At 42.4% G+C, this 17799-nt stretch carries 14 protein-coding genes; 10 read left to right on the top strand and 4 right to left on the bottom strand.

From position 1 onward, the window contains the following. The 3 genes from VR862_RS09365 to VR862_RS09375 all read left to right on the top strand — a co-directional run. The coding region (locus tag VR862_RS09365) for a T9SS type B sorting domain-containing protein (RefSeq protein WP_324720698.1) at positions 1-2336 on the top strand (2336 nt) is incomplete at its 5' end. Between the two features lie 20 nt (positions 2337-2356). Continuing rightward, on the top strand, positions 2357-3295 hold the full coding sequence (locus tag VR862_RS09370; protein ID WP_324720699.1) for a PorP/SprF family type IX secretion system membrane protein: 939 nt from the start codon (positions 2357-2359) through the stop codon (positions 3293-3295). 12 nt (positions 3296-3307) lie between these two features. Continuing rightward, positions 3308-4996, top strand: coding sequence for an OmpA family protein (locus VR862_RS09375; protein WP_324720700.1), 1689 nt, complete (start codon positions 3308-3310; stop codon positions 4994-4996). Positions 4997-5072: 76 nt separating this feature from the next. Here the strand turns inward: VR862_RS09375 and VR862_RS09380 are convergent, their stop codons facing one another. Genes VR862_RS09380 through VR862_RS09390 form a run of 3 tightly spaced genes read right to left on the bottom strand, consistent with a single transcriptional unit; the run spans position 5073 to position 7800 of the window. Continuing rightward, positions 5073-5594: a DUF4136 domain-containing protein gene (locus tag VR862_RS09380; RefSeq protein ID WP_324720701.1), complete on the bottom strand. Its 522-nt coding sequence runs from the start codon at positions 5592-5594 to the stop codon at positions 5073-5075. 58 nt (positions 5595-5652) lie between these two features. After that, on the bottom strand, positions 5653-6660 hold the full coding sequence (gene obgE, locus VR862_RS09385; protein WP_324720702.1) for a GTPase ObgE: 1008 nt from the start codon (positions 6658-6660) through the stop codon (positions 5653-5655). Positions 6661-6690: 30 nt separating this feature from the next. Beyond that, positions 6691-7800: an adenylate kinase gene (locus VR862_RS09390; RefSeq protein WP_324720703.1), complete on the bottom strand. Its 1110-nt coding sequence runs from the start codon at positions 7798-7800 to the stop codon at positions 6691-6693. 129 nt (positions 7801-7929) lie between these two features. On the opposite strand from VR862_RS09390, the gene VR862_RS09395 reads away from it, so the two are divergent. The 5 genes from VR862_RS09395 (at position 7930) to VR862_RS09415 (ending at position 12745) form a co-directional block, all read left to right on the top strand. Then, positions 7930-9087 (top strand): 5-(carboxyamino)imidazole ribonucleotide synthase, encoded by a 1158-nt coding sequence (locus tag VR862_RS09395; protein ID WP_324720704.1) that lies wholly within the window; start codon positions 7930-7932, stop codon positions 9085-9087. 30 nt (positions 9088-9117) lie between these two features. Continuing rightward, the gene (gene purE, locus VR862_RS09400) at positions 9118-9603 is read left to right on the top strand and encodes a 5-(carboxyamino)imidazole ribonucleotide mutase (protein ID WP_324720706.1); all 486 of its coding nucleotides are present in this window, start codon (positions 9118-9120) and stop codon (positions 9601-9603) included. A 203-nt stretch (positions 9604-9806) separates the two neighbouring features. Beyond that, entirely contained in the window at positions 9807-11840 is a 2034-nt protein-coding gene (locus tag VR862_RS09405; RefSeq protein WP_324720707.1) for a M3 family metallopeptidase, read from the top strand. 91 nt (positions 11841-11931) lie between these two features. Next, entirely contained in the window at positions 11932-12483 is a 552-nt protein-coding gene (locus tag VR862_RS09410; RefSeq protein WP_324720708.1) for a sigma-70 family RNA polymerase sigma factor, read from the top strand. 1 nt (position 12484) lies between these two features. Beyond that, positions 12485-12745, top strand: coding sequence for a hypothetical protein (locus tag VR862_RS09415; RefSeq protein ID WP_324720709.1), 261 nt, complete (start codon positions 12485-12487; stop codon positions 12743-12745). Here the strand turns inward: VR862_RS09415 and VR862_RS09420 are convergent. Next, positions 12731-13543, bottom strand: a complete 813-nt coding sequence (locus tag VR862_RS09420) for a UbiA prenyltransferase family protein (protein WP_324720710.1) — start codon at positions 13541-13543, stop codon at positions 12731-12733. The two genes, VR862_RS09415 and VR862_RS09420, sit on opposite strands and share 15 nt — an antisense overlap. Before the next feature lie 118 nt (positions 13544-13661). Between VR862_RS09420 and gcvP the strand changes: the two genes are divergently transcribed. Together gcvP and VR862_RS09430 are read left to right on the top strand one after the other, a co-directional pair. After that, positions 13662-16511: an aminomethyl-transferring glycine dehydrogenase gene (gene gcvP, locus VR862_RS09425; protein WP_324720711.1), complete on the top strand. Its 2850-nt coding sequence runs from the start codon at positions 13662-13664 to the stop codon at positions 16509-16511. A gap of 229 nt (positions 16512-16740) precedes the next feature. Then, positions 16741-17799, top strand: coding sequence for a 3-oxoacyl-ACP synthase III family protein (locus tag VR862_RS09430; RefSeq protein ID WP_324720712.1), 1059 nt, complete (start codon positions 16741-16743; stop codon positions 17797-17799).

The raw sequence follows: 17799 nt of genomic DNA on the forward strand, positions 1-17799 counted from the left end.
TAAATACTGACAATGGTGAGGAATCTGCAGTAATCTCTGTTGACGTTATTGAATCTCAATCCGCCGAAGCAGGTACGATTGAAAACAGAACAGTGAGTGAAACTTCTGGGGTAATCTTTCTCGATAGTACTATTCTTAGTGATGATGCTACACAAGGAGGTGATTTCACAGCCGATGAAGGAGTGCTAAATGCTGATGGAAATTTTGATCCTTCAGTTGGACCAGGAGTTTACCAGATAACTTACTCAGTAGATAATTCAATTCCTTGTGTTACAGGTCAGGATTCAGTTACTTTTAGTATAACGGTCACTGAAGAAACACAAGAAACACCTGTGTATAACATCCAGCTGTGTTCTGCTGATATTAACAACCCTGATCTTCAAGGTTTCAGAAATTATTTCCAGGCCCAGGTCACAACAAAAGCAAGGCTGCCTCTAGGTGGAACATTTAATCCCACTATAGCCGAGCTACACAGTCAATACCAAGCTGATCCTTTCGGAGTTTTTACAACTACCTATACAGTAAATACTGACAATGGTGAGGAATCTGCAGTAATCTCTGTTGACGTTATTGAATCTCAATCCGCCGAAGCAGGTACGGTTGCAGATGTCACCCTTCAGTGTGGTGCAGATTTATTTGTTCTCAACGAAACATTGCTGAGCGAAAATGCAGTTCGAGGTGGAACATTTACAGCCGAAGCAGGAGTTTTAGATTCGAATGGCAATTTTAATCCATTCATTGGACCCGGAGAATACGTCATTACCTATACTGTAGATTCTTCAGTTTTATGCGTAGAAGGTAAAGACTCCACTTCTTTTACTATTACGGTAACTGAGGATCCGGCCGAACAGACTCCTATACATGTGGACATTTGCATTATAGAAATTAATAATCCCACAGTAACTGGATTTACCAACTTTTACAAAAACTTGATTAATTCAAACACAAATTTTCCTACTGGTGGAACCTTCAATCCTAGTATGGAAGAACTGGTTTCCAACTACAACGAAAATCCTTTGGCAACTTTTACCTCTGTTTATAGTGTAAGCACTGCATGTGGAGAAGCAACAGTAGAAGTTTCTGTAACGGTATTGGAGTCTCCTAACGCTGGTCAAAGCACTACTGTGAACCTTGAAGAAGGAACAACTGAAACAGTAGACCTTTTTGCTGAACTTGGTGAAAACGCAGAGACAGGCGGAACCTGGACATTTGGTGGCGAAGAAGTTGACGGAACTTTTGATCCGGCAACCGATGAAGAAGGTGTTTATACCTACACGGTTACCAGCGAGAACGGATGTTCCGCTTCAGCTACTGTAACTGTTATCATTGGAACTCAGGAGCCAAATTGTCCTGAAGTTAATGAAACAGAGCAAACCTTCTGTGGTGGAGCTCCAACAGTAGCCGACCTTGTGCCAACCGGAGTACAGTGGTATGCCTCAGCAGATGGCACTACGCCACTTACAGATGATACAGCACTTACAGATGGAACTGTATATTTTGCGGGACCTGTAGAAGGCACCTGTGATGACAGACCTTCAGTAACCGTGACTTTATCCGACAATCCTGATGCTCCAACTGTAGCCGACTTTACCGATTGCGTAGTGACAGGTGCAACAGTTGCTGATTTTGACATTACCGGAGAGGACGGTGCGACTTTCACTGTTTATGCAGATGAAGCCCTTGAAACTCCTGTAACTGAAACTACAGTTCTTGAAGAAGGAACCTATTACGTTACTCAAACCAACGCTGCCGGATGTGTATCTGAGGCTGCAATGATTAATGTAACCCTTAATGATGCGGACACTCCTACGATTTCAGCTGACGGAAATGTCTTCTGTGAGTTCGACGGCGCCACAATCGCAGACCTTCAGGAAAACGTTTCGGGAACTGGAACCATTACCTGGTACACCACGGCTACAGGAACACAAACAGTACCTCAGAATACGGTTCTGCAGAACAACACAACCTATTACGCAGCTTCAACAGATGCTACAACAGGATGTGAGAGTTCGCAGAGATTACCTGTAACTGTTACTCTTGAAGTTTGTGAGATAGTTATTCCGGATGCCTTCTCTCCAAACGGGGATGCAATCAATGACAGGTTTGAGGTAATGAACCTCACTTCTGAATACCCTAACCATCAAATGGAAATTTACAACAGATGGGGTGAGCCGGTATTTAAAGGACAGGCAGGAGAAGGTCAAGGTTGGGATGGAACTTCTTCAGAAGGATCTTTTGGAAGCGGAGTACTACCAGCAGGTGTTTATTTCTACATCCTCTATTTCAACGACGGACAAACAGCACCAACTCAAGGTAGAGTATACTTAAGCAGATAATTTTGAAATATTCGAAACACATGAGAAATTCATTTATAAAAATTTTTACAGTTGCTTGCATTGCCCTTTTTTCACTAAAGGGTAATGCACAACAAGACCCTATGTATACTCAGTATATGTATAACATGAGCGTGATCAATCCCGCTTATGCGATAGATGATCTGGGAATACTAAATGTTGGTGGTATCTATAGGAACCAATGGGCCGGTATGGAAGGCGCTCCTGAAACTGCTAACTTTTTTGCCAAAACTGGTCTTACAGAAAGACTTGAGGCAGGATTGTCAATTGTTCATGATGAAATTGGTGGAATTGTGAAGGAAAACAACCTTTACGCCGATGTCAATTATATTCTTCCTGTATCGGAAACTTCAAAGTTATCTTTTGGAGTAAAAGCAGGAGTGACTTTCTTTGATGCCGACCTTACCAGATTGACAACCAACCAGGGAAATGACCCGGCAATGCAGAACATCAGTGAGGCGTTCCCTAATTTTGGTGTTGGAGCTTATTACTTTGGAGACAACTACTATGTAGGTTTATCTGCTCCAAATATCTTTACTTCAAAACACCTTGAGAACGAAACGGGTCTGGCACGTTTGGGAGAAGAGAACATTCATTATTTCCTTACAGGGGGGTATGTATTCGACCTTAACCAAAACTTAAAGCTCAAGCCGGCCTTTATGGCCCGTGCGGTAGAGGGTGCACCTCTTTCTGTAGACATTACCGCCAACGTGCTTCTTTATAATCGTTTTGAAGCCGGTCTTGCTTATCGTTTTGATGAAACAGTAAGTGGACTTGTAAACTTCAGAGTTACGCCAGAATTGAGAATAGGTTATGCCTATGACTACACTACAGGAAATCTAGGTGATTTTAACGATGGCACACATGAAATTATGGTGCTGTTTGACTTAGACCTGCTTGGCCTTTCAAAAGGTTATAACGTATCACCCCGATTCTTCTAAAACCTAAGAAACATGAAAAAACTTTATACGACACTTTTAGCGATCTTTATTGGATTCTCGGCTTTGGCCCAGAGTTCACAGGTAAAGAAAGCTAACCGCCTTTACAACCAGAGAGCCTATATGGAAGCATCCGATGCTTACCGCCTGGTTCAGGATAAGGATCAGGAAGTCCTTCAAAGACTGGGTGATTCCTATTTCTTTACAAACAGGATGGGAAATGCCGCTGAAACCTACCGCGATCTTTTCCTCAAGTACAATGATGGCAGCATAGCTCCTGAATATTCCTTCAGGTTTGCACACGCCCTGCGTGCTACAGGGAAAAACGAGGAGGCAGATGAGTACTTCAGCCAGTATTGGAATAAAACTGTGGATTTTGAAGAGTGGACCACTAAAATGGATACTGCGGTATCGCATACCTATACTACAAACCAGGTAATGCAGAATGCAGCTTCTTCAGACTTCGGAATTACTTTCATGGGAGACAAAATTGTTTTTGCCTCTACCAGAAACTCAAGCCGTCCTATCTATGCCTGGAATCAGAAGCCTTACCTGGATCTTTATATGGCCAACATAGATGATGAAGGAAAGCTTAGCAACATTGAGTTATTCAATGACAAGATCAATACAGATACACACGAGAGTTCGGCTGCTTTTACAAGTGATGGTAAAACCATGTACTTTGACCGTACTAACTCTAGAAGAGTTAAGGTGGACTGGGCCGAAGTACCTGTAGCAACCATCAGGATCTATCGTGCTGAACTGGTAGACGGAGAATGGACAAATATTGAAGCACTACCTTTCACCAGTGACCAGTACTCTGTTGAGCATCCCACTTTAAGCCAGGATGGATCCACTTTGTATTTCGCCAGTGATATGCCCGGTTCTATTGGTTCGTTTGACATTTATAGTGTAGCTGTTAACGAAGATGGAACTTTCGGACAACCGGTAAACCTTGGTCCTAATGTAAACACTCCTCACCGCGAGCAGTTCCCTTACATTGCCAATGACGGGACGCTGTATTTTACTTCTGATGGGCATCTAGGCTACGGAAACCTGGATGTATTCAAAAGTGAGCAGTTAAACGGAACTTTTGGGGAGGCTCAAAACCTTGGAAATTCCCTTAACAGTGAGTTTGATGACTTTGCATTTGTACTTAAAGAAGGAGAAGAAAAAGGTTATTTGGCATCAAACCGAAGAGGATCTGATAATCTGTATGCCTTCACAAGAGAAGATTACACCCCTCCTATCCTTCCAAAAGAGGAAATGGAGATCAATCCTGAAACCGGAAGAAGACAAATTGCCGGGGTTGGAAATATCTATTTCGACTTTGACAAGGCTACAATTAAACCTGAATCTGAACCTACTCTTAATCGTGTAGCGGAGATCATGAAGAATTACCCAATGTTGAAGATAGAAATTGGATCACATGCCGATGCACGTGGTTCTAATAAATACAACATGGATCTTTCACAGCGTCGTGCCGAGTCCACTCTTGAGTACCTTGTAAGTCAGGGAATCAGTAGAGATAGACTTGTACCTAAAGGATATGGCGAAGAAGTACCATTGAATGACTGTACAAGACCAAATATGTGTACTGAAGCGGAATACGCTCGCAACCGAAGAAGTGAGTTCACTGAGATAACCAGAGAAACCCCATACTTCCAGGACCAGCCTGAAGCTGCAGAAGACAACGAAAATTAGACTATCAAACTAACCAGCCAAAAAGAAGGCCCTGAGAGATCAGGGCCTTTTTAATTATAATAAAACAATACCAGAATTACCTTTTTGGAGGGTAACCTTCCAAAGCTTTCCTTACTACCTTTTCAAAACGCTTATGCCTTTCTTCGGGACTTGAATTAGGATCAAATTTACTATCAACTACTGCCTGCCAGACTAGATTATCTGTTTTCGCGTCAACGAGATCAAACGTGAGTCTCAAAAATGTTTCAGGTCCACCCAGAGGAATTCCACCACTCACGCCTACTCCTACGTTCCTTCCGGTACCGCCAATTCCAACTCCTACATTAGTGCGATTTGGCTCCTGGTATTCCTCAGAATTGATATTCAGATATAGATCAGGTACGACCGAAACGAAGAGGTCTCTTTCCCGTAAAACATCTACAACACTTGCAAGCAGGCGCTTTTCATCGAGTTCGCTTAAACCTGTATTGATGCCGGGATAAATTGCAATGGAAGAATATGAACTGAAGTTGGCCTGCTCATCATAGTCATAGGCCGCTCTGGGCCCTCCACAGGCACTAAGCAAAAGACAGAAACAGAATAACTGTAAAAATTTCATAGTAGCGTTTTCTCTAATTTAATTAAAACACTACTGAAAATTAAGAGATTAACAGGATTTAAACAGGTTCCTTATTCAGCATTTCCCAAAGCTTATCTTTGAGTTCGGTCAGACCCTGTTGTGCTACCGAAGATATAAAGAGGTAAGGAGCCTCCAGATTTTTATCCAATTCGGCTTTAAGTTCGTCTTTTAACTCACTGTCGAGCATATCGCTTTTGGAGATAGCAATAAGCCGGTCCTTGTCCAGCATTTCGGGATTATACCGTCGCAGTTCATCGACCAGGATCTCATATTGTTTCTTAATGTCCCTCGCATCTGCAGGGATCAAAAATAGTAAGGTTGAGTTCCTTTCAATATGTCTCAAAAACCGGTGCCCAATTCCTTTTCCTTCCGCAGCGCCTTCAATGATACCGGGGATATCGGCTACCACAAAAGTTTTGAAATCCCTGTATTCCACAATACCAAGGTTTGGCTTGAGGGTAGTAAATTCGTAATCGGCAATTTTAGGTTTAGCTGCTGTGATAACCGAAAGAAGAGTAGATTTTCCTGCATTGGGAAAACCTACAAGACCCACATCGGCCAAAATTTTAAGCTCAAGAGTTATGTCCTGCTCCTCTCCGGGGATTCCGGGTTGAGCATATCGCGGGGTCTGATTCGTGGAGGACTTAAAATGACAGTTACCCAGACCTCCCTTTCCACCTTCAGCCACAATGATCTCTTGTCCGTCTTCAGTGATCTCGTGAAGGATCTCCTGAGTTTCGGTATCTCGTATAACAGTCCCCAAAGGCACATCAATAACCTCATCCTGCCCATCGCCACCTGTGCTGCGCTGTTTACTTCCATGCTCACCGTGGCCTGCTTTAATATGTCTTTTAAACTTGAGATGAAAAAGAGTCCAAAGGTTTTTATTGCCTTTTATGATCACATGGCCTCCCCTTCCTCCATCTCCCCCATCGGGACCGCCTTTCGCAACATATTTCTCCCGGTGTAGGTGAGCAGATCCTTTTCCTCCATTTCCGGATGCCACGTGGATCTTTACGTAATCAACAAAATTCCCCTCAGTCATTCTTCTCTATTTTTCTCCGGCTGGCTATAATTAAACCAGCGGGTCAATAACTTCTTTGAGACGGGCAGTGATCTCATCAATTGATCCTACGCCATCCACTCCAAAGTATTTATTTTGTTTTAGGTAAAACTGCTTTAAGATAGCAGTTTCCTCGTAATAAACCTTAATTCTCTTGCGAATCACCAATTCATTGGCATCATCCGGTCTTCCGGAAGTCTTTCCTCTTTCCAGCAAACGCTCCACAAGGATTTCATCATCAACCTCTAGGGCAATCATTGCACTCACGGCTGTGCCTTCTTCATGAAGAAAATCTGCCAGGGCTTCAGCCTGAGCAACAGTACGTGGAAATCCGTCGAAAATAAAACCATTACCCTCTCTTGCTTGCCGTACCTCGGCCTTCAGCATATCAATAGTCACACTGTCGGGTACTAATTGTCCTTTATCCATATAGGCTTTGGCAAGTTTTCCCAGTTCGGTCTCATTTTTAATATTGTACCTAAATACGTCTCCGGTTGAAATGTGCTTAAGATTGTAATGATCCTTTAAAATTGTGGCCTGGGTCCCCTTTCCTGCACCTGGAGGTCCAAACAGCACGAGATTTGTCATTTTACTTTTTTTAAGTTTATAAACCTGGGTAAGGTTCCTGCCCAGACCGTTATAATCAAGTCCATATCCCACTATGAAATCGTTTGGAATTTCCATTCCAACATAATCTATGTTGAGATCCTTTTTATACGACTCTGGTTTGTAGAATAGAGTCGCGATTTTGTACTGGTTCACCTTTTCCTTTTCGAGGATCTTATGAATACTTTCAAGGGTATTTCCGGTATCCACGATATCCTCGATCACTACTACATCCCTTCCTTCAAGTGGTGCTGTCAACCCCATTAAGGATTGAACATTTCCGGTAGTGCCGGTGCCTTCGTAAGAACTCAGCTTTACAAAGTGAACCTCACAATCCCCTTTAAACCTTTTGATAAGCTCGGCTGAAAAAAGAAAAGCTCCATTGAGAACCCCTAGAAAAACAGGTGTTTTGCCTTTAAAGTCGGTATTTATCTGGGCAGCCACTTTCTCAATCCCGGCGTTGATTTCGGCTTCAGAAATAAAAGGAGTAAATTGTAGATCGTGTAATTGAACCAAAACAAAATATTTTTGGGAAGCAAAGATACATATTCATTTCAACCTGAAAGCTCATCTCTTACGCATTTCTAAATGAATCATACGGCATTTCAGATTTTTAAAATTATTTTTGCTGAAAGAGCTCAAAAAATGACCAACTACTTTTCTTCAAAATTTACCCTCGGAATTCTGGGTGGCGGGCAACTGGGAAAAATGCTGCTGTACGAAACCAGAAAATACGATATTCGAACTGTAGTTCTTGATCCCAGTGCAGAAGCGCCTTGCAGGATTGCATGTAATCGATTCTACCAGGGTGATCTAATGGATTTTGACACAGTAGTTGACTTCGGAAGAAAAGCAGACGTGATAACCTTTGAAATTGAAGGAGTGAACGTAGAAGCTTTGGAGCAACTGGAACAGGAAGGAATTAAAGTCTATCCGTCTTCCGAGACCCTGAAAAGAATTCAGGATAAAGGAGTTCAAAAAAGCTTTTTTAAAGAACATGTTATCCCGACAGCCTCCTTTAAGAAATACCCTTCAAAAAAGGCATTTTTGGAAGGTCTTAAAAAAGGAGAATTTTCCCTGCCTCTTGTGTGGAAAGCCACTACAGGTGGCTACGATGGCAAAGGGGTAGCAGTGATTAAAGATGTTGCTTCAGCCGAAAAGCTTCCTGAAGTTGCCTGCATTGCAGAAGAACTCATTCCTTTTAAGAATGAATTGGCTGTAATTGTGGCTCGCAATCCTTCAGGAGAGGTAAAAACTTATCCGGTTGTGGAAATGGAATTTCATCCTGAAGCAAATCAGGTGGAATACGTGATTTGCCCGGCCAGAATTGATGCTGAACTTGCCGAAAAAGCACGCAAAGTAGCCGAAAAAGTTTCAGATGCATATCAACATGTGGGATTACTGGCAGTAGAAATGTTCCTGACCAAAGATGATGAGATCCTGGTAAATGAGGTAGCTCCCCGCCCGCACAACAGCGGTCACTATAGCATAGAAGCTGCATTTACCAACCAGTTTGAGCAGCATTTGCGGGCTATCCTTGACCTTCCGTTAGGAGAAACAGAGAGTAAGGCAGGCGGGGTAATGGTCAACCTGGTAGGAGAAGAAGGTTTTGAAGGAAATGTTGTCTATGAGAACATTTCAGAAATAATGAAACTCAAAGGAGTTACCCCTCATATCTACGGAAAGAGCATTACACGTCCATTCAGGAAGATGGGACACGTGACAATTGTAAATGCAGATCTTTCGGAAGCCCGCAGGATCGCTGAAGAAGTAAAAAAGACAATCAGAGTTATAAGTGAATAATTCAAATCACATAGGTTTAAAGAAAAAGATATGAGTAAAGTTGGGATCATCATGGGCAGCACCAGCGATATGCCGGTAATGCAGAAAGCAATTGACATTCTAGGATCTTTTGAGATTGAAGTGGAGGTGGATATAGTTTCGGCTCACCGCACCCCTGAAAAATTGTTCGACTATGGTCAAAATGCTCACAAAAGAGGCTTTAGCGTAATCATTGCAGGAGCCGGAGGCGCAGCTCACCTTCCCGGGATGATCGCATCCCTGTCGCCTCTCCCCGTGATTGGCGTGCCCGTAAAATCAAGCAATTCCATCGATGGATGGGACTCTGTACTATCTATTCTTCAAATGCCTGGCGGAGTTCCTGTAGCCACTGTAGCTCTCAACGGCGCCAAAAATGCAGGAATTCTCGCCGCACAGATCCTGGGCAGCGCCAATGAGGAGGTACTTCAGAAAATCATAGATTACAAGGAGAGCCTTAAGCAAAAAGTCATCGAAGGTGCCAAAACTGTAAAAAAGTAAAGCCACGCTTTCACGTGGCTTTTAAGTAGCATTTCGTTGTTTTAATAGTATTTATTAACCATTCTAAATATATTAATCAAAAACCTAAAAGCTACTATGTCGAATTTTTTGGAAATGTGAAGTAAAGAAAAATTTTAGAAACTACCGAATTTTTTCAGAAAATTTCGTTAAAGTGCATTCAGGAATTGCAATAAAGATTGGATATGAATCAGAAAAACCCACTACTGGAACCTTTCGAAACGGCTCCATTTTCCAGAATAAAGACCGAACATTATAAACCTGCAATAGAAGAATCCATTCGAAGGGCTAAAGCAGATATTGAGAAGATCACTTCTTCAAAAGACTCTCCAACCTTTGAGAATACTATTGAAGCTCTGGAATTTGCCGGGGAAGAACTGGATCGAATCACCAGTATTTTCTTTAATATTAATTCGGCAGAGACCAATGAGGAAATTCAAAAGCTAGCCCAGGAGATCTCTCCGGTCCTAACCGACTTTAAGAATGATGTGATCCAGGACCCCGAACTTTTTAAGAGGGTAAAGAAGGTTTATGACAAGAAGGATTCTCTGGATCTCAATGTAGAGCAGAATACCTTGCTGGATAAGAAATATAAAATGTTCACCCACAATGGAGCAAATCTTGATCCAGAACAAAAGAAGCAGTTACGGGAATTGGACAAGAAGCTGGCTGCGCTGAGCCTTAATTTCGGTGAGAACGTTTTGGCAGAAACCAATAAATTCGAACTGCATCTTACTAAAGAAGAAGACCTTGATGGTCTTCCTAAAGGCGTAAGAACTGCAGCCAGGATGCTGGCAAGGGAAAAGAACAAACAAGGTTGGATCTTTAACCTTCATTACCCGAGCTATATTCCATTTATGAAGTACGCCAAAAACAGGGAACTGCGAAAGAAGCTGGCAATAGCTTTTGGAGCCAAAGGCTTTCATGGCGATGAACTTGACAACCGGGAAAATGTACTGCAGATTGTAAAGCTTCGGCATCAAAAGGCAAATTTGCTGGGTTATCCCACATATGCGCATTTCAAACTGGAGGAACGAATGGCCGAAACTCCGGAAAAGGCTAACTCATTTATGGAAGAGTTGCTGGAAAAAGCAAAACCTGCAGCAGAAGAAGAGTTTAACGAACTGGAAAGCTTTGCCAAAGACCTGGATAATATTGACCGGCTAGAAAAATGGGATGCCGCTTATTATTCAGAAAAACTGAAGCAAAAACTTTTTGACCTGGATGATGAGCAGTTAAAACCATACTTCGAACTGAACAATGTGATCAACGGTGTATTCATTGTAGCCGAAAAGCTCTATGGCTTGAAATTTCAGGAGGTTTTTGAAGTAGAGATCTATCATCCCGAGGTAAAGACCTATAAGGTAACAGATGAAGAAGGGAATGACATCTCTCTTTTTTATGCTGACTTTCATCCGCGGGAAGGAAAGCGCGGTGGGGCCTGGATGACTTCTTATAAATCACAGTACCGCCAGAAAGAGAAGAATGAGCGACCGCATATCTCCATTGTCTGTAACTTCACCAAACCTACAGACGAGGAACCTTCTTTACTCACCTTCAATGAAGTAACCACACTTTTCCACGAGTTTGGGCATGCCCTGCACGGAATGCTGGCAGATACGGTTTACCCAAGTATTTCGGGAACAAATGTTTTCTGGGATTTTGTTGAACTTCCCAGTCAGGTCCTTGAAAACTGGTGTTATGAAAAAGATGCTTTGAAACTTTTCGCCAAACATTATGAAACAGGAGAAGTGATTCCCGATGAATTGATCCAAAAGATCAAAGATTCAGCTACTTTTCACGAAGGGATGGCAACCTTGAGGCAATTGAGCTTTGGAATGTTGGACATGAGCTGGCACGGCCGGGACCCTTCAGATATTCAGGATGTCAAAGCTCATGAAGAAAAAGCCTTTGAACCAACGCAACTTTATCCCGACGTCAAAGAGAACTGCATGAGCACCTCTTTCTCGCATATCTTCCAGGGAGGCTATGCTGCCGGCTATTATTCCTATAAATGGGCCGAAGTCCTGGATGCAGACGCTTTTGAATTCTTTACTGAAAACGGCATTTTTGACAGGGCAACTGCAAAAAAATTCCGGGAGACCATTCTTTCACAAGGTGGCACAGAACATCCGCTAACACTGTACAAGCGTTTTAGAGGAAGAGAAGCCGCTCCTGAAGCCCTGCTCAGAAGAGCGGGATTACTTCCGAAGAGATAATTCAGCAACAACATCTCTCCTTTCAACAGGAAAAGGTTTGGTAAAAGTTTAACCAAATCTTTTCCTATTTTTGAGGGAAACCAGCCACGAGATGCAAGAAAACAGCCTAAATCCCGAAAAATGGGTTGACCGGTATGCAGATTACCTGTTCAACTATACCATTGTGCGGGTGAATGACCGGGAAGTGGCAAATGATATTGTTTCTGAAACCTTTTTGGCAGGTTTAAATTCCATGAAGAATTTTAAGGGCGAGGCTTCAGAAAGAACCTGGTTAATTTCTATTCTAAAGCGGAAGATCATCGATTACTACCGAAAGAATAATTCGGCAAAAGGCCAGGCAGAAGTTAAAATGCACTTTCCAAACAGCGATGATGAAGGCGAATGGCTGGAGGAAAAAGTCGCAGATCTTTCAGATATGACAGCCGAAGACCAGATGGAGAACCGGGAACTGGGACTTGCTATCCTGGAATGCCTGGATCAACTCAACGAGAAACAGGCAACGATTTTCAAAATGAAAACTATTGAAGGAATAGACACTGAAACTATATGTAATGAATTTGATATTACCCCGTCTAACCTGTGGGTGATAATTCACAGAGCCAGGACTTCTCTGGCCAAGTGTCTTGAGAAAAACTGGTTTTAATATGAAGGGACTGAATCTTATGAAACTGAGCTGCGCAGAAGCAGCAAGTGTTTGCACAAAAGCCGAATATAAAGAGGCCGGCTTATTTGAAAAATGGAGATTAAGACTTCACCTCCATTTTTGCAGAACCTGTAAAGATTATTACCAGAACAATAAAAAACTTAGCAGTCTCATCAAAAAAGCTAATATCACACCCTGTTCTTCCCACGAAAAGGAAGTTTTTAAGGCTAAGATCAAGAATGGCAATTCAAAAACTTCTTAAGATCACCAGTATTCCCAGCCATAATAAAGGCAATGCCTCTACCCAAAATGCAGTGAAATAACGGGATTGCTCCTCTCGACTCGATATTACAAATATGCTTGTAATCAAGCAAAGAATGCCGAGTGCAAGAGTTGAAGTTGAAGCTGAATAACTTTTTAGAAGCTCCAGCAGGATAACTAAGGCCAGTAATATTAACCCCAGAATTTTAGTTGGCGTGACACCCATTCTTTGAGGAATAGTTCCCAACATTTCCAGGTCATATTTTAAATCCCGAATTTCAAACGGCAGGATCCATACCAGAACCAGCAGAAAACGCTGAACAACCTCCAGAAGAAGGTCTTCAAAAATGACATTTTCCGCACCTGTTATTGGCAGCACAACCGTTACCCCGGCCCAAACGAAAGCGATAATAAAGATTTTAAGTCCTGAGATGCTCCTTAGATTCCTCTTTTTGCTAAATACCGGAAGAGCATATAAAAGAGTAAAGGCTCCAAAAATGGCACTCCAGGCAATAATTTCAATGCTCAGAAAGAAAAGAGAAACTACAAGTCCGATCAAACAAATTAGCGTTAAAACCTGAATAAACCTTAGCCTTTTTGCCAGACTCCGGTGGTGCAGTCCTGTTACTTCGGCGTATTTCACGAAGTTGTATCCGGTCACAGCTCCAAAAAAGATAAAAAGCAACAGATTTTCTCTCACTTCAACCTCAAATTCGAGCATAGTGACGAGGCTGAGGGACACTAACGCCAAAGCCACATGAATACTGCTGTTGATATAGAGATCAATAATTTTTTTCACTCAATTTACCTCTTGTTTTAGGAGCTAAAAACCTTAACAAATCTTGCTGATCTAAATCATTAAAGATTAGGTCTAAATTGCGTAATTTCGCTGCTCAAAACACAACTTTTACTTCTAGATGAATACTTATTCTTTTGCTACACGTCATATAGGCCCTCGCGAGCACGATCTACAAGACATGCTCAAGACAATTGGAGCTGACTCTATGGATCAACTCATTTACGAAACCTTACCCGATGATATTCGCCTGAAAAAGGAACTCGACCTGGCTCCGGCAATGAGTGAAAATGAATATATCACTCACAGCATTTCCTTAGCAGCCAAAAATAAGATTTTCAGGAGTTACATAGGTCTTGGATATCATGAATCTATTACTCCGCCGGTAATTCAGAGAAATATACTGGAAAATCCGGGATGGTATACTGCTTATACTCCTTACCAGGCAGAAATTGCCCAGGGAAGGCTTGAAGCTCTTTTGAATTTCCAGACTGTTGTTGCCGATCTTACAGGTATGGAACTGGCCAATGCATCTTTACTCGATGAAAGCACGGCTGCAGCTGAGGCTATGTCTCTTTTGTATGAGGTACGGGAGCGCGAGCAAAAGAAAAATGACGTCAAAAAATTCTTCGTTTCTGAAGCTGTTCTACCTCAAACTATCGATGTTTTAAAAACAAGGGCGATCCCACTGGGAATTGAGCTGGTTATTGGAGATCACGAGGAATTCGATTTTTCAAACGAATTCTTTGGTGTTATTCTTCAATACCCGGGCAAACTTGGGCAGGTATATGACTATGCAGATTTTGTAAAAAAAGCAAAAGAAAACAATATAAAAACAGCAGTGGCTGCAGATATTCTCAGCCTGGTAAAACTCCGCGCTCCGGGAGAATTTGGAGTAGACGTGGTGGTAGGAACTACCCAACGCTTTGGTATTCCACTAGGCTATGGAGGTCCTCATGCTGCTTATTTTGCAACTAAGGAAGAGTACAAAAGAAGTATCCCCGGAAGGATCATTGGAGTAACCAAAGATACCGATGGCAACTTTGCTCTGCGAATGGCTCTTCAAACAAGGGAGCAGCATATTAAAAGAGACAAGGCGACTTCAAATATTTGTACTGCCCAGGTACTACTTGCTGTTATGGCAGGAATGTACGCTGTTTATCATGGACCACGAGGTTTGAAATTCATCGCCGGAAGAGTTCACAGCGCAGCGGCCACAGTTGCTGAAAATGTTGAGAAATTAGGTTTCTCTCAGTTGAACTCTACCTTCTTTGATACTATTCTTGTTAAAGCCGATGCAGCCAGGATAAAGAGTATTGCAGAAAGGAATGAAGTGAATTTCTACTATCCTTCTTCAGACGTAGTTTCAATTTCCCTGCATGAAGCAACAAACCTGGATGATATCAATACCATCATCTCGATCTTTGCTGAAGCTGCAGGAAAGGAAAGCATAAAAGTTTCAGAATTTTCAAAGGAGAACCACATTCCAACATCTGTTGAGCGTAAAACCGAATTCTTGAAAAATGAGGTTTTCAACTCCTATCATTCAGAAACTGAGTTGATGAGATATATCAAGAAGTTGGAGCGTAAGGATCTTTCCCTTAACCACTCCATGATCTCTCTTGGCTCGTGTACCATGAAGCTGAATGCCGCTGCCGAGATGCTGCCAATAAGCTATCCGCAATGGGGAAATATTCACCCCTTTGTTCCGGTAGAGCAGGCTGAAGGGTATCAAATCGTACTTAAGAAACTCGAAGAACAGCTCACAGAGATCACCGGCTTTGCGGGTACTTCATTACAGCCTAATTCGGGTGCCCAGGGAGAATATGCAGGACTTATGGTAATTCGCAAGTACCACGAATCAAGAGGAGAGTCTCACAGGAATATTTGTTTGATCCCATCTTCTGCCCATGGTACGAATCCCGCTTCTGCTGTAATGGCTGGCATGAAGGTAGTGGTTACAAAATCTACCGACACAGGTAACATTGATGTTGAGGATCTAAGAGAAAAAGCTTTAAAGCACAAGGATAATCTGGCAGCTTTAATGGTGACTTATCCTTCTACTCATGGAGTATTCGAATCGGCTATTGTAGAGATCATTGACATTATCCACGAAAATGGCGGGCAGGTTTATATGGACGGTGCGAACATGAACGCTCAGGTTGGTTTGACCAGCCCCGGTGCCATTGGTGCAGACGTTTGTCACCTCAACCTACACAAGACCTTTGCTATTCCTCACGGTGGTGGTGGTCCCGGAGTTGGTCCTATCTGTGTAGCTAAACAGCTGGTGCCATTCCTTCCCGGAAACCCGGTTATTCAAACAGGAGGTGAAGATGCCATTACGGCTATTTCTGCAGCTCCATGGGGTTCTGCCCTGGTATGTCTTATCTCATACGGATATATCAAGATGCTTGGAGCCGAAGGTCTTAAAAGATCAACCCAATTTGCCATATTAAATGCTAACTATATCAAAGCCCGAATCGAGGAACACTACAAGACCCTCTACAGTGGAGAATGTGGCAGAGCTGCCCATGAGATGATCGTGGATTGCCGTCCTTTCAAGGCAAAGGGTATTGAAGTTACAGATATCGCCAAAAGGCTTATCGACTATGGCTTTCACGCACCAACAGTGTCATTTCCGGTTGCCGGAACTCTTATGATCGAACCAACAGAAAGTGAAAGTAAAGCGGAGCTTGACAGATTCTGCGATGCATTAATTTCCATTCGAAAAGAAATTGAGGAAGCAACTGCCGAAGAACCGAATAATGTTTTGAAGAATGCTCCACATACTCTGGGTATGTTAACTGCCGATGAGTGGAATTTTCCATATACCAGGGAAAAAGCAGCTTATCCACTTGAGTATGTAGCCGAAAACAAGTTCTGGCCTTCTATTCGAAGAGTGGATGAAGCTTTCGGAGATCGAAATCTTATCTGCACCTGTGCACCCATAGAGGAGTATATGGAAGACTAAGAAAAGAAAAAAGACCGAAGGCAGATCACCTTCGGTCTTTTTTTACTCTTTCCTCCTTAACAAGTCCTTAACTAAAAGACATTTTTTCTCTTAAATTTTAATCATTAAAAAAATTTTGCCGTGATCTTTTAAAGATGCCGCAAAATTGAATTTTTAATGCAAAAAATGTAGGGAAACCGGCCTAACATTTACTAATTTTGATACTTGTCGACATTATAACTGACACGGAATGAGCATAAAAATCACTGGAGTAGGTAGCTACATCCCAAGCAGAGTTGAAAAGAATTCAGACTTTCAAAAGCATGAATTTTTATATGAGGACGGATCAAATTTTACGCAATCCAATACCGTAATCATTGAGAAATTTAAGGCCATTACCGGGATCGCCGAAAGACGTTACATCCATAATGAACTTAACAACTCCGACATCGCTTATCTCGCTGCCAATAGTGCTATTGAAGACGCAGGAATAAATCCTGAAGAACTGAATTACCTGATTGTTGCCCATAATTACGGGGACGTGCTTCACAATGATATGCAGAGCGATACAGTGCCAAGTCTCGCTACCAGAGTGAAGCATAAACTAAGGATCAAAAATCCCAAATGTGTTGCCTACGACATTCTGTTTGGCTGTCCCGGCTGGGTAGAAGCAGTGATCCAGGCCAAAGCCTTTATCCAAAGCGGAATGGCTAAGAAATGTCTGGTCATAGGATCTGAAACCCTCTCCAGGGTTGTTGATAAGCATGACAGGGACTCTATGATCTATTCAGATGGTGCAGGGGCAACTGTGATCGAAGCCAGTGAAGAATCCGGAGGAATTCTTTCTCACGAAAGTGCCACCTATTCCTTTGAAGAAGCCAATTTCATTTACTTCGGAAAGTCGAACAATCGCGAAGCGAAGGACGATCGCCGCTATATCAAAATGCACGGTCGAAAGATCTACGAATTTGCTTTAAGTCACGTTCCTGATGCCATGAGAACCTGCCTTGCCAATAGCGGGAAGAAGATAGAAGATGTCAAGAAGATTCTAATCCACCAGGCTAATGAGAAAATGGATAAAGCCATTATAAAACGCTTCTACAGGTTGTACGGCATGCAGGTGCCGGAAGGGATTATGCCAATGAGTATAGATAAATTAGGTAATAGTAGCGTCGCAACAGTCCCTACCCTCCTCGACCTCATCCTGAAAGGGAAAATGGAAGGACAATCTTTAGATAAGGGAGATGTGATCGTCCTGGCCAGTGTTGGTGCAGGTATGAACATTAATGCTATCGTGTACCAATTCTAG

The organism is Salinimicrobium aquimaris (assembly GCF_035607535.1).
Lineage (GTDB): Bacteria > Bacteroidota > Bacteroidia > Flavobacteriales > Flavobacteriaceae > Salinimicrobium.